Source organism: Sulfitobacter sabulilitoris (assembly GCF_005887615.1).
In the GTDB taxonomy this organism is placed as follows: domain Bacteria; phylum Pseudomonadota; class Alphaproteobacteria; order Rhodobacterales; family Rhodobacteraceae; genus Sulfitobacter_E; species Sulfitobacter_E sabulilitoris.
Genome location: NZ_VANS01000002.1, coordinates 369,357 through 389,500, shown reverse-complemented (window position 1 = coordinate 389,500; position 20,144 = coordinate 369,357). Strand labels below are relative to the sequence as shown.

Here is a 20,144-nt window from a genome sequence, read left to right as displayed (position 1 = left end):
GTAGCTCGTCTATCTTTCCGGGTGACCGTTGCCACCCTCAGTTATGCGCACGCCCTTTAGTCTTTGGGCTTCCTCTACAACACGTTGCGTGAGTCCACCAGAGGCGAGCGCCCCATGTATCACAGTTTGACGTCCGAATGCCAAACCCAATTCATCCGCCGTCAACCAGCCGATGTAAGATCCGTAATGCGGCGTGCTCAACTTCGACTTGCCGCGCCCCGATCCGTCGCTGGCCTGGATCAGCACTTCGGCCTCTTCCATCTGCAGCCAGCTCTTGACCTTTTCATACCCGGCGACCGCCTTGCCCGCCTTGCGCTGGAGCGAGATCAGATCGACCACGCGCCGTACCAGTTGCCGCTCAACCTCGTCCGACAGGGCCTCGGGCGTTTGCACCGGTTGCTTGGCCGCACGTGCGAACAACCCCTTCTTGGCTGCCTTGTCTATCGCGGCACGATCCGCCGCCACGTAAATGCCCCGTCCGGGCAATTTGCCCAGGACATCCGGCACGACCTGCCCGTCCGGTCCGACGACGAAACGCACCAAACCATACTTTGGTTGCACGTCGCCGGTGACGATGCACTTGCGTTCAGATCCCTCGGACCGGTCTTTCATGGCACCACCGCGCGTCATCATCGTGCCTCCGGACCCTGCAATCAGGCCTCGGCCTCCTCTGTTTCGTCCTCTTCGGCGGCGTCTTTTTCAAGATCGGCGAGATCGACCCAACCCAGCAGAACGCGCGCAGTCATGATCATGTCCTGGGCTTCTTCGAGGCTCACGTCGAACGGCTCCAACACGCCGTCGTCCTTGATACGCTCACCGTTCACGGTGGTCCAGCCACCGGCCAGTTCCCAATCCGCGCAGGTCGCGAAATCCTCAAGCGTTTTGACGTCGTCCTTGGCCAGCGCCTCAATCATCTGGGGTGTCAGGCCATCGAATTCAACCAGGCTGTCCTCGACACCCATAGCGCGGGCATTATCGAGCGCGGCCTTGTTCTGTGCCTCGAGCACATCGCGGGCACGGGCCTGCAATTCATTGGCGGTGTCCTCGTCGACGCCATCGATCACCAAAAGCTCGTCAATCTCGACATAGGCAACCTCTTCGAGGGTTGAAAACCCTTCGGACACAAGAAGCTGGGCAAAAAATTCGTCCAGGTCGAGATTGTCCATGAAGAGCTTGGTGCGCAGTTCGAACTCGGCCTGACGGCGCGCGCTTTCCTGCTCTTCGGTCATGATGTCGATATCAAGACCGGTCAACTGCGACGCCAGACGCACGTTTTGGCCGCGGCGGCCAATCGCCAGAGACAGCTGCTCTTCGGGTACGACGACTTCGATCTTTCCGGCTTCTTCGTCCAGAACGACCTTGCTGACCTCGGCGGGCTGCAACGCATTCACAAGGAATGTCGGCTGGTCTTCGTTCCAGGGAATGATGTCGATCTTCTCGCCCTGCAACTCGTTCACCACGGCCTGCACGCGACTGCCGCGCATGCCGACGCAGGCACCGACCGGGTCGATCGAATTGTCATAGCTGATCACCGCGATCTTGGCGCGCGAACCGGGGTCGCGGGCGACCGCCTTGATCTCGATGATGCCGTCGTAGATTTCGGGCACTTCCATCTTGAACAGTTCCGCCATGAATTCGGGCGCGGTCCGGCTGAGGAAGATTTGCGGGCCGCGCTGCTCGCGGCGCACATCCTTGATATAGACCCGGATCCGGTCGTTCGGGCGATACGATTCGCGCCCGATCTTTTCGTTGCGGCGCAAGATCGCTTCGCCCGCACCCACATCGACGATGACGTTGCCATACTCTTCGCGCTTGACCAGGCCGTTGATGATCGTGCCGGCACGGTCCTTGAATTCCTCGTACTGGCGATCACGCTCGGCTTCGCGCACCTTTTGCAGAATGACCTGCTTGGCCGACTGCGCGGCGATTCGGCCCATCTCGACCGGCGGAACTTCCTCTACGAATTGGTCGCCGACCTTGGGATCGTCCATATATTGCTTGGCCTGCTCGACCGTGAATTCGGCTTGATAGTTCTCAAGCTCTTCATCCTCGACCACCGTCCGCACGCGGGTAAATGTCGCCTTGCCGGTCTTGCGGTCGATATGCACACGAATGTCCATTTCCGCGCCATAGCGGGACTTGGCCGCCCGGGCGAGCGATTCTTCCATCGCTTCGACCACCAGACCGGGGTCGATCATCTTTTCGCGGGCAACCGCCTCGGCGGTTTGCAGCAGCTCAAGCTGGTTTGCGGATGTAATGGCCATCAGTTTTCTCCCTCATCAGACTCGTCGGTCTGGATCTCGTCAAAAGCGGTTTCGTCGATTGCGCCCGACGCCTTGCGCTGGCGCAGCATTTCCTTGATCAGATCGTCGGTCAGCACCAGCTTGGCGTCTGACAGCCAGTCAAATTTCAGACCAATTGTGCCTTCTTCCACGTTGATCAGAACTTCGTCGTCCTCGACCCCCGCCAATTCACCCTTGAAGCGGCGACGGCCATCGATCAATTCGGCGGTCTCGATCTTGGCCTCGTAGCCTTCGAACGCCTCGAAATCCTTCAGCCGCGTCAGCGGGCGGTCGATGCCCGGGCTCGACACTTCCAGTGTATATTCATCCAGAATCGGATCCTCGACATCCAGGATGGCGCTGACGGCCTGGCTGATCTGCGCGCAGTCGTCGACTTCGATACCGCCCTCGGGTTTGTCCGCCATGATCTGCAGGATCGTCGATTTGCCCGACATAAGACGCACGCGCACCAGTTCGAACCCCAGATCCTCGATCACCGGGGTGATGATCTCGGCCATGCGGCGGTCGATGGCGGCTTTGGCGATCAGGTCGTTGGTCATGAGATTGCTCGATACTCCAAGCACAAAAAAACGGGCGCGCGGCCCGTTACGAATTTCGGTGGAGCGTTTGGTTTGGACCCTAACGCGCCGCTGTTGAGGTTCATATACGCTTGAGATTCCGAGTCTGCAAGCCCTGATCGCCTATGCCATCCACCACCGCTCTGCCGCGCGCAGATTATCAAGCGGCCAGCGCGACCCGATGGTCGCGGGCAATGCCACAGTCCGCCATGCCGCCTGCGTCATGGCGTGTGCGTTTGGCAGAAGCGTAATATCGGGCTGGCCCAGAAGTTCGCCGGGATCGTCCAGATCGGCAACATCGACATAATGATCGCGCAACGCCTCGGCGCGCACATGCGCGGCCGGGACAGACACCAGTTCGACCGTGTCGAACCACCCCGCCTGACCGTCCTTGTAATGCTGCGCGACGCGGCTGCCCAGAAACTGCTGGCCGGGGTGAAACCGATCGACGCGGTAAAGGCCGGTGCCGATGCCCTCTGCCATCGCGTCGGCCATGCCGGCCTCGGGATAGATCACGAACTGCGGTGCGGACAGCGTGTAGGGGAAATCGGCGTTGCCCTGCGACAGCGTCACTTCGACCCGGTGCCGACCGAGCGCGCGCATGTCCGAAATGCCCGCCAAGGCCGCGTCGGTATGCAACGCCAGAGATGCGATTACATCCTGCGACGTAAAGACCGCCTCATTGTGAAACCGCGCATCGCGACGCAGATCGAAAACCCAGACGCGCGCATCCGAACTTCCGTGCCATCCGGTGGCCAGTTCGCCATGCAGCGTCCCGTCCGCGGCCACCTGCGTCAGCGTATCGAACACCGCGCCCAGCATCGCGACCTGCATGAAAACACCCATCGGCTTGCGCGCATCAAAGCTGTCATCGCGCCGCGCCCCGGACAGCGCCATCCGCAAACGCCCCCCGCGCCGTGGCGCCGCCATGGCCGACATGCCCGACGCCGCCAGCAATGCCGCGGCGGCACCGGATGCAAACAGCGCGCGACGATCCAATCTGGGGGCGGAACGGGTCATTGAAGGGCGATCCTGTCCATTGTGCGCACCAACTCGGCGCTGATGCCCGGTTCCGACAGCGCATGACCCGCGTTGCGCACCATCTTGAGTTCGCAGTTGGGCCACCGCTGCGACAACGCATAGGCGCTGTCGGGCGGACAGATCATATCATAACGCCCCTGAACGATCACGCCCGGAATATGCGCAATTCGGTCGACATGCGCCAGCAGCTGGCCGTCGAATTCCAGAAATCCCGCATTAATGAAATAGTGGTTTTCCAGCCGGGCAAAGGCCCGCGCATATTCGCCCGGGCTTTCACCGCCCGAACCGGACGAATGAATCGACGCCAGCGCGTTTTCCCATGCCGACCAGGCGCGGGCAAACAACGTTTCCTCGCCCATCTGGCCGGAAAACAGGCGCCGGTGATACGCGGCAATCAGATCGCCTTGCTCGGCCTCGGGGATAAGCCCGGTAAACCGCTCCCAGACCTCGGGCCAGAATTTTCCCGCCCCGCCGCCATAAAACCAATCCAGTTCCTTTTGCATCATCAGGAACACGCCGCGCAAAACGATGTGTCGCACGTGACCGGGATGCGCTTGCGCATAGATCAGCGCCAGGGTCGCCCCCCAGCTTCCGCCAAAGACGGCCCATGCGTCGATGCCCAGGGTCGTGCGGATAAGCTCGATATCCGCGACCAGGTGCCAGGTGGTGTTATGCGTCACCGATGCATGCGGTCGCGACCGTCCGCATCCCCGCTGATCAAAAAGAATCACCCGGTACACCGACGGATCGAAATACCGGCGCATCGACGGGCTGCATCCTCCGCCCGGACCGCCATGCAGCACGACCACCGGAATGCCCTGCGGATTTCCGCACTGCTCCACATAGATGCGGTGGCCCTGCCCAACATCGAGCATCCGCTGATCGTAGGGATCGATCGGCGGATAGAGATACTGCACTGCGCGCTTTTGGTCTGCGTACTTGTCCATTACTGCCCTATATAAGCCGAGAAAGACAAAAGAGCACATGGAGATCGAAATGCAAGCGCATCACACCACCGTGGACCCCGATGAGATCGCCAAATTCGAAGCGATGGCCGCAGAATGGTGGGATCAGGACGGAAAGTTCAAGCCGCTTCACATGCTCAACCCCTGCCGTCTGGATTACATCACCAACCAGATCGCGGGCGAATTCGATCGCGACCTCACGGCACCCCTTCCGTTCAAGGGGCTGCGCATCCTCGACGTCGGCTGCGGCGGCGGGCTGCTGGCCGAACCGATGGCGCGGATGGGCGCGGATGTCGTCGGCGCGGACGCCGCCGAAGGCAACATTCCGGTCGCACGGATCCATGCAGAGCAATCCGGGCTCGAAATCGACTATCGCCACACCACCGCCGAGGACATGGCCGCCGCGGGCGAACAGTTCGACGTGGTCCTGAACATGGAGGTTGTCGAACACGTCGCCTCGCCCATCGACTACCTGACCGCATGCGGGCAACTGTTGAAGCCGGGCGGATTGCACCTCTGCTCGACCCTGAACCGTAACCCGAAGTCCTACATGATGGCGATCATCGGTGCGGAACACGTCATGCGCTGGCTGCCAAGGGGCACGCATGACTGGTCGAAATTCATCACACCGGACGAGCTTTTCGACCTTTTGACGCGCGCCGGGCTCGTGCCGGTCGACCGCAAGGGGTTCGTTTTCAACCCTATCACATGGTCATGGAGCCTGTCGGACAGGGATCTGAGCGTGAATTACGTCACCGCCAGCCTGAAGCCTGACTAGGATTCGTCGGTCAGCTGCTTGCGCATCTCGCGCAGAATCGGCAGCGCGGCGCGCACCCGATCCGACCCCAATTCCTCGACCACCTGGTTGATCATCGGCGTGATCGAGTTGATTGCCGTGTCGCGCGCCGCCCGTCCCGCCGGGCTGATCGCGACCATCTTGCGGCGCGCGTCATCCCAATCGGGGCGGATGTGCACGTAACCCGACCGCTCAAGCTTGCTCAGCGTGTTGGTCATGGCGCCCCGCGTCACGTGAAACGTGTCGGCCAATTGGGCCGGCGTGCGCTCTCCGCCATGAAACGCAAGACCGTTGAGTACCGAGAAATGCGAGATTTCCATGCCCTTGGGCAGCACCCGGCTTAGCCGGTTGCGCACCAACTGATCGGCGGCCAGCACTTCGCTGAACAGCGCGATTGCGAGGGAATTCTTGTCATCCGTCATTCAGGGCCCATCGAAAGATCTTGCATTGGCAAGGCTTGGAATTTTGTTCCGCGCCTGCGTCACGCTCTCCATCGCCAGATCGGCGCAGTAGACACCGGGGGCCGTGCCCGCATCGAGGATCACTTCGCCCCATGGCGAGACGATCATCGAATGACCATAGGTGTCGCGGGTCCGGTGCGATCGGCTTGCATGGGTGCCGGTTTGCGCCGGCGCCAGGACAAAGCACCCCGTTTCGATTGCACGCGCACGCAGCAAAGGTTCCCAATGGGCCGGGCCAGTGGCCGGGGAAAAGGCCGACGGAACCGTCAGAACCTGCGCCCCCGCCCGCGCCAGAGTTTGGTAGAGGGCGGGAAACCGGACATCGTAGCAAATCGTCATGCCCAATTGTGCACCCAAAGCCGTTGCGAGAACAGCATGATCGCCCGGCCTGTATCCGGACGATTCGCGGTAAGTCTCGGTTTCGCTGACGGTCACATCGAACATGTGGATCTTGTCGTATCGCGCGACGATCCCCCCGGACGGATCGATCAGGAATGACCGATTCGCAAACCGGCCATCGTCGTCACCGGTCTTCAATGCCAGCGACCCGATCAAAAGCCACAGCCCTAGCGCCTTTGCCTCCGCTCTTAGCGTGGCGAGGGTCGCGTCGTCCTGCTCAAGCGCCAGCACGTCTTGTTGATGCCCGCGATTGGTCGATACGCAGTTCGTGACCTCGGGGGTCAGGACGAACGCCGCCCCGTCCCGCGCCGCATCGCGCACCATCGCGACCGTCCGGGGCAGATTCGCCACCGGATCGTCGCTCGCGTTCAATTGGCAAAGGGCAACCCGCATCACGCTTCCAGTAGCGCGTCCAGCTTGCCCGCCCGCTCAAGCGCGTACAGATCATCGCAGCCGCCGACATGGGCATCACCGATGAAAATCTGCGGCACCGTACGCCCCCCATTCGCCCGCTGAATCATCTCCGGCTTGCGGTCCGGGTTGGCCAGCACGTCCACCTCGGCAAAGCTGACGCCCTTTTCGTTCAGCAGGCGCTTGGCCGCATGGCAAAACCCACAAAGCGGCGAGGTATAGATTTCGACGGATGGCATTGACCATATCCCTTTCCAACAGATCGCGTTGAATAAGGATTTAGGTGTCTTTGGCCACGCGCGCCAGTGCCACGACGAAAACAGCCGTGGCGCCGCCGTCAATGCAAGCCGTGGCCGATGCCGAAAGCGTGGCGCCGGAGGTCATCACATCGTCCACCAGCAGGACCTGCCGCCCGACAATGCGGCGCCGTCTTTTCGGGTGTACGCGAATTGCGCCTTGCAACATCGTAAAACGTTCGTCGCGGGTCATCCCTTCCAGCGGTGTCGTCTTTCGGGTGCGGATCAAAAGGTCGGGACACTGCGAGGCACCGATCAGTTTGGCCAGGGCCTGCGCCAGCAACGCGGATTGGTTATACCGTCGTTTCAGCAACCGAAGCCAATGCAGCGGAACCGGCGCCACCAGCGCGTTGTCCAAAGGCAGGTCGCGGATCGTCTGCGCCATCCAGCGGGCTGCCGGTTGCGCGATTTCCTGACGGTCGCCATGCTTGAGCGCCAGCACCATCTTGCGCGCGTTATCCTTGTACAGAAGTGCCGCGCGCCCCTGCTGCCACGGGCGCTCCACGGTGCGGCACTCGTCACAGTGCAGCGCCTCTTCCGCCTTGTGTCCGGGCAGCGGCGTCCCGCACAGATCGCAGATTGCCCCACCCACAAACGCGGTGTCGCGCCAGCACTTGCCGCACAGTCCGAAATCGCTGTCCACCGTATCGCCGCAGGTCAGGCACCTGGCGGGATAGATAAGCGAGACCGCGGTTTGAACTACTCCCTGTGTCACACTATTATCTTCTTCATGACCTTACCCATACCCCTGACGGATCGCGCGGCATTGAACCGTAATCGGATGCGCGCCGCTGACGGCGACCTGTTCTTGCAGTCTGCGGCCGCCGACGATGTGCAGGATCGCCTGACCATGGTTAACAGGACGTTTAAATCGCCGGCCGTCGTGACGCCTTTTCCCGCGATCTGGGCCGATCGCATCCCGGGCGCCCGCATTGTTGCGGACGATGAAACCCTCGATCTTGCACCGGGCGCGCATGATCTTGTGGTCCATGCGCTGGGCCTGCACTGGGCCAACGACCCGGTGGGCCAACTGATCCAATGTCGCCGCGCGCTGTCGGCGGACGGTCTCTTGATCGCCGTCGCGCTGGGCGGGCAGACCCTGCATGAATTGCGCAGTTGCCTCGGCCAGGCCGAAGCGGCGCTGACCGGCGGCCTGTCGCCGCGCGTGGCCCCGATGGGCGAAGTCCGCGACCTCGGGGCCTTATTGCAGCGTGCCGGTCTTGCTTTGCCCGTGGCCGACAGCCTGCCGCTTCAGGTCGAATACCGGTCGATGTGGCATCTGATGCGCGATCTGCGTGCAATGGGAGAGGCCAATGCCCAAAGCGCGCGCCCCCGAAACGTCACCCGGCGTGCGCTGTTTCATCACGCCGCCGAACTTTATGCCGGTCACTTTGCCGCAGCCGAAGAACGCATCACTGCCACCTTCGAGCTGATCACGCTGACTGGATGGGCGCCCGACGAAAGCCAACCACAGCCGCTGCGGCCCGGATCGGCACGACAACGGCTCGCAGACGCGCTGGCCACGCAGGAAAACCCGCTGCCAGATTGACCCGGGCGGAAAACCGTTTATCTGACCCCCAGTTCACCGCGCCAAGGATACCGTCATGCTGGATACTGCAAACACCGCAACGCGACCTGTGCACGCCAAGCCGGACCACCCGGCGGTGGCGCGCCCCAAGATCGGTATCCTTCTGGCCAACCTCGGTACACCGGACAATTACGACTACTGGTCAATGCGCCGGTATCTGAACGAATTCCTGTCCGATCGGCGGGTGATCGACTACAGCCCCTGGATCTGGCAGCCGCTGTTGCAGCTGATCATCCTCACGAAACGCCCGTTTTCGAGCGGCGCGGCCTATAAATCCATCTGGAACGAGGCCGACGGCGAAAGCCCCCTTGCCACGATCACCAAAGCCCAGACCGCCAAGATCAAAGCGACGATGGAGGCGAAATATGGCGATGAGGTGATGGTCGATTACTGCATGCGCTACGGCAATCCCTCGACCAGGTCCAAGGTCCGGGCGATGACCGAGGCGGGATGCCGCAAGATCCTGTTCTTTCCGCTTTATCCGCATTACGCAGGCGCGACATCGGCCACCGCCAACGACGAGTTCTTTCGCGCGTTGACGCACGAGAAATGGCAGCCGTCCACCCGCACGGTCGAACCCTATTTCGACCGGCCCGATTACATCGACGCGCTCGCACAGTCGATCGAACGCGCCTATGCCGGCCTTGAAAAGAAACCCGACATTCTGGTGTGTTCCTATCATGGCGTGCCGATCCGCTATCTGATGGAGGGCGATCCCTACCACTGCCAATGTCAGAAAACCACGCGCCTGCTGAAAGAGCGGCTGGGTTGGAAGGACACGGAAATCACAACGACGTTCCAGTCAAAGTTCGGGCCCGAAGAGTGGCTGCAGCCCTATACCGTCGAAGAGGTGGCGCGCCTGGCCGAGCAGGGCAAAAAGAACATCGCCGTCTGCGCGCCGGCCTTCTCTGCCGACTGCATCGAAACGCTGGAAGAGATCAACGAAGAGATCAAGGAAAGCTTTGAAGAGGCAGGCGGCGAGCATTTCACCTATATTCCCTGCCTCAATGACGACGACGCGCATATCACCGCACTGTCCAATGTCATCGATGACAATCTTGCCGGGTGGATCAAAGGCTGACCGCCTGACGTTTACACCCGAAACGTAAAAAAGGCGGTGCAAGCACCGCCTTTTTCATAACTCTGCCGATATTGCTTAGTCAGCAACAGCAGCAGCAACCAGTGCCAGCAGAACCAGCGGCAGCAGAACGCCCGAAGACGAGCTGGACGCTTCTTCAACCACAACGGGTGCTTCCACGACGGGCTCGGCAAGCGAACCTGCGTAAGCTGTCGATGCGGCGGCTGTCAGAGCAGCTGCGAGAACGAGTTTTTTCATAGTATAACCTCCAGAAACAGCGCGCCAAGCAATGTGCCGGCGCGCACCCAAGACTTACCTCGTGGGAATTTCTAAACAACATAACTGTCGGATTGCAAACCCGGATTACGCGTCGGGGCCACACAACAGTCCGAATGTCGTCAAATAAGCAACACCTGCGTGCCCACCTTGGTCATCCCGAAAAGTTCCGCGATATGTTCGTTGTAAAGACCGATGCAACCATTGGAAGATTGCCGCCCGATTTTGCGCGTATCATGTGTTCCGTGGATCCGGTAATAGGTCCAGCTCAGGTACAGCGCATGCGTGCCAAGGGGGTTGTCCGGACCCGGCCCGATATACTCCGGCCATTCGGGGTTCCGCTCCAGCATGGAGGGAGTCGGGCGCCAGCTTGGGCCTTCGACCTTTCGAATGACGGACGTGCGGCCCTTGCGCGTCAATTCCTCGGTCAGCGGCACGCTGGAGGGGTACAGCTTGTAGATGCTCTCGTCTTCCGACCAGAAATGCACCGCGCGGCTGTCAATATCCACCAGCACGGCACCGTTGTTGAGGTTGCTGAAATAAGGCTGCCAATCGAGCATGCGGAAGCTCGAGATGTTGCGGCGCACGCTCTCCGTCAAGTCCCGCTCGCCCTGGGTTGTTGCCTCGGAATTCACCGAACTCGTGCTTTGCGCAATTGCGGGCGCGGCGATCATCGCGGCGCCGCCAGCCAGAAACGCCCGGCGGCTAGGCGTGTTGAATCGTGAAATAGACATTGAACTGTCTCCATCGTTCACAGGATATTTGGTTGACGATAACTTATTGCGTGAAAGACGCAGTCGCAAATCAAACCAGCGTCATCAGGCAAGGTCACGCCTATGTGCGTTTGAATTAGCACGCGCCGCGCGGTATGCGAGGGGGATTTTTTGAAGTGGAGATCATGATGATCCGTCTTGTGTCTGTTTTTCTGGCCGTTGCCGTTGCCCTTTCGGCCTGTGCCCCTGCTGCGCCAACCATTGGCTCCGATGGCCGCGCTCTGCCGCAACTCTACCGTATCAGCCGCGCCGATGCGGGGAAAATCCAGTTTCGGATGCTCGATTCGATCAACGCATTGCGCAGTGCCTCCAATCTGGCCCCGGTCGAACTTGATTCGCGCCTGAACGCGGCCGCCGCGACCCACGCACGCGACATGGCGGTGCAAAACCGCCCATGGCATTTTGGATCCGACGGATCGTCGCCCGTCGACCGCGTGCAGCGTGTCGGCTACACCGGAGAGCTTGTCGGCGAAAACATCTCCGAAACCTACGAGACCGAACTTGAGACGCTGGCGGCCTGGATGGAAAAGCCCGATACCCGCCGCATCATCATGAGCCCGGATGCGACCAAGATGGGATTTTCGTGGTTTCAGGAGACAGGCGGCAAGATCTGGTGGACCCTCGTGATGGGCGGTTAGCCCTTCACCCGCGCCCGGAGCGACCCCACCTAGGGGTTCAGTGCAATCGGCGTGCCATCACGCACCATTGCATAGATATCCTCGATCTCTTCGTTCTTCACCGCGATGCAACCCCAGGTCCAGTCCCTGGGGCCCGGCTTGAGCGGATTCTGCTGCCCATGAATAAAGATGTCGCCGCCCGGTGTCTTGCCCAGCGCCTTGGCGAGTGCGACATCGTTCACATTCGGATATGAAATTCCGATCGACAAGTGGAACTGGCTGTTGGGATTGCGCCGGTCGATCCGGTAAATCCCTTCGGGCGTGCGCCCATCCCCCTCGAACGCCTTGTGGCCGATTGGCGCAAATCCAAGATCGATATCGTAGTCCTTGAGCACCTTGTCATGGTGCATCAGGTACATCCGGCGGGCGCTTTTGTTGACCACGACATAGGTCACCTCCGGCCCGGAATAGCTCTTGAATTTCGATGGTGTGCTGCTGCACGCCCCTAGTGTGACCGCTGCCGCGGCCCCCAACATCAAACCTCTGCGATGCATTTGCCTGCTGTCCTGTCTCGTGGTCGTCATGCTCTGCTTCTTTTTGCTTCGATTACCACAAAGACTCACGGAAATCTCTCACAAAGCGGTTGATTCACGCTTTTTCGGCCGACCTGTTGCGACGGCGCTCACCTTCGCCGCCCTCTTGGATCCGGCTGCGGCGGTCTGGTGAATTGCGCCACGAGTTCGATATGCGTCGACCAGCGGAACTGGTCCACGACCTGTACCCAGTCCAGCGTGAAGCCCGCGTCGCGCAAGACCGATGCGTCCCGCGCGAATGTCACCGGATTGCAGGAGACGAAGCCAAGTCTTTCAAGCTGTGAACGGGCGATCTCCGCCACCTGGGCCTCTGCCCCGGCGCGCGGAGGATCCAGCACGGCCACATCGAACCGCCGCAATTCGTCCGGCATCAACGGACGGCGAAACAGATCGCGTGCCTCGGTCGTGATCTTCTTGAGACCTTGCGCCTTGCGCCATCCGGCATCCAGCGCCGCCATCATTGCGCGATCCCCTTCTACCGCGTGCACCTCCGCGCCTGCGGCAAGCGGAATGGAAAACGTCCCACAGCCCGCGAAAAGATCGACCACCTGGTCCGCCTCCCGCACGATCTCCTGAACCGCTTGCAGCAGCGCCGCTTCGCCGTGGGCCGTGGCCTGCAAAAACGCGCCCGGCGGCGGCACGACCCACGCCGCGCCAAAGCTTTGGCCGGGCGGCGCGCGCATCGCGATCACCTCGTCGTCCCATGTCAGCCGCGCCAGACCCAGCGACGCGCAAAGATGTGCCAATTCCTGCCGCAGCGGCCCGTCCAGCGGCTTGCCATTCTGCACCAGAACATCAAGCCCGTCGTGCGATAAGGTCACCGTCACCGCCAGGGTCGCTTTGCGGCTTGTGCCGACCATCGCCAGTGCCTGCGCCACCGGCAGCCCCTCCATCACGGTCGGGTCCAGCAGCTTGCAATCGGGTATTTCGACGATCGTATCGGATGCGCGGCCGTGAAACCCAGCCATCGCCCCCTTTTTCGTGCGTCGCGCCGCAAATGTCGCCCGGCGCCGCGATTGCGCGGGCGAGGTCAAGATCGGTCGCAATTCCGCGCTCAGACCCTGCGCATCCAGCGCGAACCGCACCATGTCCAGTTTCCACTCGGCGACGAACGCGTCGGAGGCGTGCTGCAGCTGGCAGCCGCCACAGGATTTAAAATGGCGGCACGGGGCCGCGACACGCTGGCTGGATGGGGTGACGATCCGCACATCGGCCAGTTGCGTGCCCTGCGGCGTGCCGGTCACCACCTCGCCCGGCAATGTCATGGGGGCGTACAGCGGCCCATCGGCAATGCCGTCGCCATGATGGCCCAGTCGTTTGATACGGTATTCTGTCATGCGACGGGCTTACTGCGCCGCGCGTCCGGGCAAAAGCCCCTATTCCGCCGCCTGCGTATGAATAAAGCCGCCGGATTGCCTGTCCCAGTACTGCCAATAGAGACCGCGCTGCGCCAGCAGGTCGTCATGCGTGCCGTTTTCGACGATGCGCCCGTCGTCCATCACGATGATGCGGTCCATTTCCGTCAGCGTCGATAACCGATGCGCAATCGCCAGAACGGTCTTGCCTTGCATCACACGCTCAAGGGCGGCCTGGATCGACGCCTCGACCTCGCTGTCAAGCGCGCTTGTGGCCTCGTCGAGTATCAGGATCGGCGCGTCCTTGAGAATGGCGCGGGCCAGCGCGATCCGCTGGCGTTGCCCACCCGACAGCTTGACGCCCCGCTCCCCCAGATGCGCGTCATACCCGCGACGGCCCTTGTGGTCTTCAAGCTGCAGGATGAAATCATGCGCCTCGGCCTTTTTCGCGGCGTCGATCAATTCGGCCTCTGTCGCTTCGGGGCGGCCATACTGGATATTGTCGCGCGCCGACCGGTTGAACATCGCGGTCTCCTGCGTGACCATCCCGATGTTGCGACGCAGGCTTTCCTGTGTCGCATCGCGAATATCGGTGCCGTCGATCAGAATCTGGCCCTCTTCGGCATCATAGAGCCGCAAGAGAAGCGCGACGAGCGTCGATTTCCCCGCGCCGGAGGCACCGACGATCCCAAGCTTTTCACCGCCGTGAATGGTCAGATCGATGTCCTGCACCCCACCTACATCGCGCCCATAGGCAAACCCGACATGGCGCAGGTCGATCTGCCCCTGCGGCACCTTGAGATCAACGGCATCCTGCGCATTCTCAAGGCGATTGCGTGGCGTCAGCGTGCGCATCCCATCCTCGACTTCGCCGACGTTGGAATAGATCGCCATCAGCGTGAAGCTGACCCATCCGGTCATCTGCGCGATGCGGATTGCGACGGCGCCCGCCGCGACGATATCGCCTTCGCTGGCCTGCCCCGAGCGCCACAACAAAATCGTCCCGCCCAGCAGGAGCACCGGCAAGATCCCCGCCAGCGACATCAGCGCAAACCGGAACCCCGCCGCCAGATAACCGAATTCAAGCGCGCGGGCGCGAAACGTCTGCATCGCGCCAAGCGCCGCGCGATCCTCGTGATCGGCATGCGCAAACAGCTTGACCGTCTTGATGTTGGTGATCGTGTCCACGACCTGCCCCGACACCATCGCCCGTGCCCCGGCACGCCCGGCAGATCGTTCGCGAATGCGCGGCAGAAACCAGTTGATCAGCGCAAGATAAGCGGCCATCCAGACCGAAAATCCCAATGCCACCCGCCAATCGATTGCCACCAGCAAAGCGACGGAACCGACAAGGGATGCCAGCGCAAAGGCAACCACGTTGATCATTTCCGACGCGACTTCGGTCACCGCGCGCGCGGCTTGCATCTGTTTTTGTGCAATCCGACCCGCGAAATCGTCGTCGAAAAACCCGACCGTCTGACCCAGGGTCCAGCGGTGCAGGCGTGACAGCACAAGAGGGTTCACATTGGGTTGCACGATGATCGCATTGGCCGAAGCGGAAAGCCCAAAGAGCAAGGGCCGCGCCAGCAGGAAAAACGCGACCGCCCCCATGATCAGAGCGATGTTCTGGCCATCGAAAAACTGCTCGGGCCCCGAGCTGACAGTCGCGTCGATCACCAGTCCGAGGATATACGCGGTGCCCGCCTCGAGCGCGCCGGCGGCTGCGGACAGGAATGCGGCAAGCCCCAACGCCGGCCACGCCCCGCTCAGGCACCATGTCATGAACGCGCCCAACGTCTGCGGCGGCGGACCGTCTGCGGCCCGAAATGCATCGATCCATGTTGAAATCTTCACTCGGCTGCCTCTGTCTTGAGAAACCCTCCCGATTGCCGGGCCCAGAAATCTGCATATAGCCCGCCATCGGACAAAAGCGCGTCATGGGGGCCATCTTCGACGATGCGGCCCTGATCCAACACCAAAATCCTGTCCATTTGCGCAATCGTGGACAGGCGGTGCGCAATCGCGATGACCGTCTTGCCCTCCATCATGCTGTAGAGGGTATCCTGTATCGCGGCCTCGACTTCACTGTCCAACGCGCTTGTCGCCTCGTCCAGCAGCAGGATTGGCGCATCCTTCAGGATGACCCGCGCTAGGGTCACACGTTGCCGCTGGCCACCGGACAGCTTGACGCCCCGTTCGCCGACCTGCGCATCGTACCCGCGACGCCCCTGCGGATCCGTCAGACCAAGGATGAATTCATGCGCCTGTGCCTGCTTCGCGGCGGCGATCACCTGGTCCTCGCTCGCGTCGGGGCGACCGTACAGGATATTGTCGCGCACCGACCGATGAAGCAACGAACTGTCCTGCTGCACCATCCCGATCGCACGCCGCAGGCTGTCCTGGGTGACCTTGCTGATGTCCTGACCGTCAATCTCTATCTTGCCGCTTTCGGCATCGTAGAACCGCAACAGCAACTTGACCAAGGTCGATTTCCCGGCGCCGGACCGCCCCACCAGACCGATCTTTTCACCGGGGCGTATCGTAAGATCGATCTGATCCAGACCGCCGGACGGACGCCCGTAATGATGCGTCAGGCCCGATATCGCGATTTCGCCCCGCGACATCACCAGCGGCTTTGCATCCGGCGCGTCGCGCAGCAAAACCGGCTGGGCGATGGTTTCCATCCCTTCGGCCACAACACCAAGCTGGCGGAAGAACGTGGTCAGCGCCCACATGATCCAACCGGTCATGGCATTCAACCGCAGGGTCAGCGCCGTCGCCGCCGCAACCACGCCAACACTGGCTTGGCCCTGGGTCCAGAGTGCGATCGCCCAGCCCACGACGCCCACGATCAACAAACCGTTCAACGCGACCAGCGTGGTGTCCATGACCGTGAAAATGCGCATTTCGGTCTGAAAGGTCTCGCGCGCGTGTTCGATGGCATCTTTGGCATATTCCAGTTCCCGGTCATGATGTGCGAACATCTTGACCGAATGGATATTGGTGTAGGCATCGACAACTCGGCCCGTGACCATCGATCGCGCATCGGATGCGTCTTTCGACGCGGGGCCGACCCGCCTGACGGTCCACCGGATCAAGAAACCATACAGAACGAACCAGCCCAGCAACGGCAGCAAAAGCCGCGGGTCAGAGGACGTCAGAAGGATGGCGGCACCGATCAGATAGGCCAGGGAAAACGAAATCGCGTCGAATACCTGAAAGATTACCTCTCCGGCGGCGGGGGGTGTCTGCATGATCCGGTTGGCGATGCGCCCGGCAAAGTCATTCTCGAACCAGCCAACGGATTGGCGCAGCACCTGACGGTGCGCCCGCCAACGGATGAGTGTCCCGAAATTCGGCAGGATCGCATTGTTGAGAAGCGCCACATCCAGCGCCTGCAACAGCGGACGCAAGAACAGGATGAACAGCGCCACGCAGATCAGTTCGATCCGGTGGTCGTCCCAGAACTGCGCGGGCCCTGCGCCCAGCAGGTCGATAATGCGACCCATGTAGTAGATCAGCCCCACCTCGATCCCGGCAACGATGATCGACATGATCGCCGTGATCATGAACACCCGGCGGAAAGGAACGGAATAGTCACGCAAAAACGGCCACAGCCTTTGCGGCGGGTTGTCGGATTCGGGGTAGTCCACGTAGGGATCAACAAGACGTTCGAAATATCGGAACATGGCAGGAAGCCTCGACTATCAGATGAACAAAATGATCGGACACCGCAAAAGCAGGTCCAAAGTGCCAGGGGTGTGACGGCTTCAGCCGAACCAGATCCCGCGAAACATTTTGTCATCCTCCGTCTTGATGTTTTTTTGTAGCGAAAGCCGTCGTTGCTGTCGACCTTTTCAACCCATGGTCAGCAAGTCGTCGCGCGTCAGTCGAAACCCAGATGCGATCCAGCGCCGTTCCAGAAAATCAAGTCGATCCCCCAGCGCCTTGCCTTTGTAGCCGGGCATCAGATCTTTTGCGGTCACGGGAAATCTGGCCGCGGCACCCGTGTCGATCTGCGCGATTTCCGTGGCGTCCACGGGCCGGTTGGCCAGTGCGGCGCGGAATATCGCAACCTTCCTCGCAACGTCACCGCCGGATCGGTATGCCACCTCATCAAGCCCCCGGCCCTCCGCGAATGCCGCGCGATACTGCTCTATCTGACGTGCGTCTGCCTTGCTCAACCGCAACCGCGCGGTCACCTGCTCCCCGCCCAGAACCGCAAGCCGAAAGCAGCAGTCCGGCGCGATCTCCAGGCTCGGCTCAAGATGAACGACGGGGCCGAGCAGCGTATCATCGGATCCCGGCAAGACAGCCACGAGCGCGCCGGTCTGCCGCATCTGCGCCACCGCCGAGACAGGATCGGGCGCTGACAACAGCTTGCATATCTCGGCGCCGATACGTTCCGCCGAAAGTGACTCTAACCCGGATGAATTACGCGATATGGCATCAAGCGCGTCCGGGTCAAAGCCGTTCTCGGGATTGGCGTACCACGCATGAAACCGAAAATAGCGCAGGATCCGAAGGTAATCTTCGGTGATGCGGTCATCGGCGTTTTCGATGAACCGCACACGACCGGCGCGCAGATCGGGCAACCCCCCCAACGGATCGACCACGGTGCCGTCGGGCCGCGCATAAAGCGCATTCATCGTGAAATCGCGCCGCCGGGCGTCATCCTCTATCCGGTCGGAAAACATGACAACCGCGCGCCGCCCGTCCGTTTCGACATCCCGTCGAAACGTCGTGACCTCGAACCCCGTTCCGCCGGCCACGACGGTTATCGTTCCATGCTCTATGCCGGTCGGAACCGCCTTGAGCCCCGCCTTGGTCGCCAGCTCGCAGACCCGGTCCGGGTGCGCGTCGGTCGCCAGATCGACATCCGAGATGCTCCGGCCCAAAAGCGCGTTTCGCACGCATCCGCCGACAAACAGGATCTGATATCCACCCGATGCTATAGCATCACACACCGCTTGCGCATGCGGATCATGCAACCACGGCGTATAGGCGGGGATCAGGGGGTCATTCGGTCGGTCCATGCCCGCAACATACGCGCAGTTGCGCCCCAGATGTAATAGGGTCCGTAGGGCACCGCGAAATATGACCGTTCCTGCCCGCGCCAGCGCCGCGATTGTATCACGTAGTTGTCAGCATTCAGGACATGCGACAGCGGAACGGTAAAGGCCTCTTCCACTTCGCCGGGTTCGGGCACAACGTCGAACGCGTCTTTGACAAGGGCGATCACCGGTGTCACCCGAAAACTCGTCACCGTTTCGTGCGGCGGCAATGTGCCCAAAATCTCGACCAGCTCCGGCGGCAGACCGACCTCTTCCTGCGCTTCGCGGATCGCGGCGGCAATGACATCCGCGTCGCCGTCATCCTGTTTGCCGCCGGGAAACGCTATCTGGCCCGGATGATGCTTGAGCGCGGAGGACCGCTTGGTCAGCAAAAGGTGGTACTCGTCACCGCGCTTGAGGATGGGCGCCAGAACGCCTGCGGGCCGCAAGACGCGCCCCTGGGGCAAGGTCACACCGGGATTGAGGTCATAATCGCTGGATGCCGCGCCGGTCGTCGCCAGCGCGGCCCGTATGTTTTCGATCAGGGACGACGGTTCAGTCACGCTCGTCCTGATCCGCCTCGAACCCCACGGTTGCGGGATCAAGGTCGTAATGCGCGCTGCAAAACTGGCAGTCTGCGGTCACACGGCCATCGTCGGTCGTCATCTTTTCGATGTCGCGGGCTGAATAGATCGACAGGCTTTGCCGCACCCGGTCTTCCGAACAGGTGCATCCGAACCGCACTGGCTGCGTGTCGAACACGCGCGGCTGTTCTTCATGGAACAACCGCAACAGCAGATCTGTCGGCGGCACGGTGGGACCGATCAGCTCAAGATCCTCGACGGTGTCGAGCAGGATATTCACCCGCTTCCAGTTCTCGGCCATATCGTCGTGCAACAGATCATCCGCCGCAAGGACATTGCCGGAGCCTTCGCCCTTGGCCACGAATGGCGATGCCTTGGGCATGTGCTGCAACATGACACCGCCCGCGCGCCAGTGCTGGTCGACGCCGGGCTGGGTCGATTCGCCAAAGCTGAGCGAAAACCGCGTCGGCAATTGTTCGGACTGCGCGAAATACGCCTCGGCGCAGGACGACAGCGATCCGCCCGCCAGCGGGGTAATGCCCTGGTACGGCGTCATCCCCTCGCCCTGGTCGATCATGATGGCAAAGTACCCTTCGCCCACCTGGTCGAACGCGGGGCCTTCGGTCAGCCGATCCTTGTCGTAACTGGCGTAGGCACGGATGCGCGCGGGCGTGCCGTCTTGCTCCGGGCCATAGTAATCCGTGGCGATCATGCGCACGGCGCCCTTTGACTGCACCTGCAACGACAATTTCCACCGCAGCTTGATGGTCTGGCCGATGAGAGCGGTCAGCAACGCCATCTCCGCCACAAGGGCTTCGACCTGCGTGGGATAATCGTGCTGTTTCAGAATACCGTTCAACACACCGTCCAGCCGCGCAACGCGGCCGCGAATGTCGCTGGCATCAAGCTGGAAGGGCAGGACTGTGTCGTCCCACGCGATCTGAGTTCCGAGTGTCATTGGGGTTTCCTTACGGGCCGCGTGTTGGCATACCGCGTC

The 20,144-nt window shown here is 61.4% G+C and carries 22 protein-coding genes; 4 read left to right on the top strand and 18 right to left on the bottom strand.

From position 1 onward, the window contains the following. Window positions 1–9: 9 nt before the first annotated feature. The 5 genes from FDT80_RS10230 to pip form a co-directional block, all read right to left on the bottom strand. Complete coding sequence (locus FDT80_RS10230; RefSeq protein ID WP_138662576.1) at window positions 10–630, bottom strand: RNA-binding protein; 621 nt, start codon at window positions 628–630, stop codon at window positions 10–12. A 23-nt stretch (window positions 631–653) separates the two neighbouring features. Continuing rightward, window positions 654–2,264, bottom strand: coding sequence for a transcription termination factor NusA (nusA, locus tag FDT80_RS10225; protein WP_138662180.1), 1,611 nt, complete (start codon window positions 2,262–2,264; stop codon window positions 654–656). Continuing rightward, window positions 2,264–2,842, bottom strand: coding sequence for a ribosome maturation factor RimP (rimP, locus tag FDT80_RS10220; protein ID WP_138662179.1), 579 nt, complete (start codon window positions 2,840–2,842; stop codon window positions 2,264–2,266). Before rimP ends, nusA begins: the two co-directional genes overlap by 1 nt. Window positions 2,843–2,983: 141 nt before the next feature. Continuing rightward, a complete protein-coding gene (locus FDT80_RS10215; RefSeq protein ID WP_138662178.1) occupies window positions 2,984–3,880 on the bottom strand; it encodes an ABC transporter substrate-binding protein in 897 nt (298 codons plus the stop codon). Beyond that, a complete protein-coding gene (gene pip, locus FDT80_RS10210) occupies window positions 3,877–4,848 on the bottom strand; it encodes a prolyl aminopeptidase (RefSeq protein ID WP_138662177.1) in 972 nt (323 codons plus the stop codon). Before pip ends, FDT80_RS10215 begins: the two co-directional genes overlap by 4 nt. Before the next feature lie 49 nt (window positions 4,849–4,897). On the opposite strand from pip, the gene ubiG reads away from it, so the two are divergent. Then, entirely contained in the window at window positions 4,898–5,644 is a 747-nt protein-coding gene (gene ubiG, locus FDT80_RS10205) for a bifunctional 2-polyprenyl-6-hydroxyphenol methylase/3-demethylubiquinol 3-O-methyltransferase UbiG (protein ID WP_138662575.1), read from the top strand. Here the strand turns inward: ubiG and FDT80_RS10200 are convergent. From FDT80_RS10200 to FDT80_RS10185, 4 genes are read right to left on the bottom strand one after another with little or no spacing between them, the layout of a single operon-like run. Next, window positions 5,641–6,084, bottom strand: coding sequence for a MarR family winged helix-turn-helix transcriptional regulator (locus FDT80_RS10200; protein WP_138662176.1), 444 nt, complete (start codon window positions 6,082–6,084; stop codon window positions 5,641–5,643). The two genes, ubiG and FDT80_RS10200, sit on opposite strands and share 4 nt — an antisense overlap. Next, window positions 6,085–6,915 (bottom strand): carbon-nitrogen hydrolase family protein, encoded by an 831-nt coding sequence (locus FDT80_RS10195; RefSeq protein WP_138662175.1) that lies wholly within the window; start codon window positions 6,913–6,915, stop codon window positions 6,085–6,087. After that, window positions 6,915–7,172, bottom strand: coding sequence for a glutaredoxin 3 (grxC, locus tag FDT80_RS10190; protein ID WP_138662174.1), 258 nt, complete (start codon window positions 7,170–7,172; stop codon window positions 6,915–6,917). The genes FDT80_RS10195 and grxC overlap by 1 nt, the downstream gene beginning before the upstream one ends. 40 nt (window positions 7,173–7,212) lie before the next feature. Next, window positions 7,213–7,944 (bottom strand): ComF family protein, encoded by a 732-nt coding sequence (locus FDT80_RS10185; RefSeq protein ID WP_138662173.1) that lies wholly within the window; start codon window positions 7,942–7,944, stop codon window positions 7,213–7,215. 15 nt (window positions 7,945–7,959) lie between these two features. Between FDT80_RS10185 and FDT80_RS10180 the strand changes: the two genes are divergently transcribed. After that, window positions 7,960–8,778 (top strand): methyltransferase domain-containing protein, encoded by an 819-nt coding sequence (locus FDT80_RS10180; protein ID WP_138662172.1) that lies wholly within the window; start codon window positions 7,960–7,962, stop codon window positions 8,776–8,778. Window positions 8,779–8,833: 55 nt separating this feature from the next. Next, window positions 8,834–9,898 carry a ferrochelatase gene (gene hemH, locus FDT80_RS10175; protein WP_138662171.1) on the top strand — a complete coding sequence of 355 codons (1,065 nt, stop codon included), beginning with the start codon at window positions 8,834–8,836 and terminating at the stop codon, window positions 9,896–9,898. Window positions 9,899–9,973: 75 nt separating this feature from the next. On the opposite strand, the gene FDT80_RS10170 is transcribed toward hemH, so the two are convergent. Continuing rightward, window positions 9,974–10,153, bottom strand: coding sequence for a hypothetical protein (locus FDT80_RS10170; RefSeq protein ID WP_138662170.1), 180 nt, complete (start codon window positions 10,151–10,153; stop codon window positions 9,974–9,976). Between the two features lie 140 nt (window positions 10,154–10,293). Continuing rightward, the gene (locus FDT80_RS10165) at window positions 10,294–10,905 is read right to left on the bottom strand and encodes a L,D-transpeptidase (protein WP_138662169.1); all 612 of its coding nucleotides are present in this window, start codon (window positions 10,903–10,905) and stop codon (window positions 10,294–10,296) included. Between the two features lie 167 nt (window positions 10,906–11,072). Here FDT80_RS10165 and dalA point away from each other — a divergent pair, with 167 nt between their 5' ends. Beyond that, a complete protein-coding gene (gene dalA / locus FDT80_RS10160; protein WP_138662574.1) occupies window positions 11,073–11,582 on the top strand; it encodes a divisome-associated lipoprotein DalA in 510 nt (169 codons plus the stop codon). A 29-nt stretch (window positions 11,583–11,611) separates the two neighbouring features. Here the strand turns inward: dalA and FDT80_RS10155 are convergent, their stop codons facing one another. The 7 genes from FDT80_RS10155 to hslO all read right to left on the bottom strand — a co-directional run bounded on the left by FDT80_RS10155 (window position 11,612) and on the right by hslO (window position 20,105). Then, the gene (locus tag FDT80_RS10155; RefSeq protein ID WP_138662573.1) at window positions 11,612–12,115 is read right to left on the bottom strand and encodes a L,D-transpeptidase family protein; all 504 of its coding nucleotides are present in this window, start codon (window positions 12,113–12,115) and stop codon (window positions 11,612–11,614) included. A gap of 128 nt (window positions 12,116–12,243) precedes the next feature. Beyond that, on the bottom strand, window positions 12,244–13,491 hold the full coding sequence (locus FDT80_RS10150) for a class I SAM-dependent RNA methyltransferase (protein WP_138662168.1): 1,248 nt from the start codon (window positions 13,489–13,491) through the stop codon (window positions 12,244–12,246). A 39-nt stretch (window positions 13,492–13,530) separates the two neighbouring features. After that, window positions 13,531–15,363, bottom strand: coding sequence for an ABC transporter ATP-binding protein (locus tag FDT80_RS10145; RefSeq protein WP_138662167.1), 1,833 nt, complete (start codon window positions 15,361–15,363; stop codon window positions 13,531–13,533). Then, window positions 15,360–17,198: an ABC transporter ATP-binding protein gene (locus FDT80_RS10140; protein WP_138662166.1), complete on the bottom strand. Its 1,839-nt coding sequence runs from the start codon at window positions 17,196–17,198 to the stop codon at window positions 15,360–15,362. The genes FDT80_RS10145 and FDT80_RS10140 overlap by 4 nt, the downstream gene beginning before the upstream one ends. A 168-nt stretch (window positions 17,199–17,366) precedes the next feature. Next, window positions 17,367–18,545 carry a CCA tRNA nucleotidyltransferase gene (locus FDT80_RS10135; RefSeq protein ID WP_138662165.1) on the bottom strand — a complete coding sequence of 393 codons (1,179 nt, stop codon included), beginning with the start codon at window positions 18,543–18,545 and terminating at the stop codon, window positions 17,367–17,369. Then, window positions 18,521–19,126, bottom strand: a complete 606-nt coding sequence (locus FDT80_RS10130; protein ID WP_138662164.1) for a CoA pyrophosphatase — start codon at window positions 19,124–19,126, stop codon at window positions 18,521–18,523. Before FDT80_RS10130 ends, FDT80_RS10135 begins: the two co-directional genes overlap by 25 nt. After that, window positions 19,119–20,105 (bottom strand): Hsp33 family molecular chaperone HslO, encoded by a 987-nt coding sequence (hslO, locus tag FDT80_RS10125; protein ID WP_138662163.1) that lies wholly within the window; start codon window positions 20,103–20,105, stop codon window positions 19,119–19,121. Before hslO ends, FDT80_RS10130 begins: the two co-directional genes overlap by 8 nt. Window positions 20,106–20,144: the final 39 nt, after the last annotated feature.